1 rRNA gene is annotated in these 350 nt (G+C 50.6%); it reads left to right on the top strand.

What is annotated here, in order from left to right:
* Positions 1-350: ribosomal RNA gene (locus ACTHS4_RS11710) — 16S ribosomal RNA — on the top strand; the annotation flags it as partial.

Genomic DNA, 350 nt, shown 5'->3' with positions numbered 1-350 from the left:
GTATAAGAGACAGCCTACGGGTGGCTGCAGTAGGGAATATTGGTCAATGGATGCAAGTCTGAACCAGCCATGCCGCGTGCAGGAAGAAGGCCTTCTGGGTTGTAAACTGCTTTTGCCAGGGGATAAAATTTCCTTGCGAGGAAAATTGAAGGTACCTGGTGAATAAGCCACGGCTAACTACGTGCCAGCAGCCGCGGTAATACGTAGGTGGCAAGCGTTGTCCGGATTTACTGGGCGTAAAGGATGCGTAGGCGGACATTTAAGTCAGATGTGAAATACCCGAGCTTAACTTGGGTGCTGCATTTGAAACTGGGTGTCTAGAGTGCAGGAGAGGTAAGTGGAACTGCGAG

The sequence above is a fragment of the Neisseria sp. P0014.S009 genome (assembly GCF_051958155.1).
Lineage (GTDB): Bacteria > Pseudomonadota > Gammaproteobacteria > Burkholderiales > Neisseriaceae > Neisseria > Neisseria flavescens_C.
The sequence above is the reverse complement of the archived record's forward strand: the minus strand, read 5'-3'. Positions and strand labels throughout refer to the sequence as shown.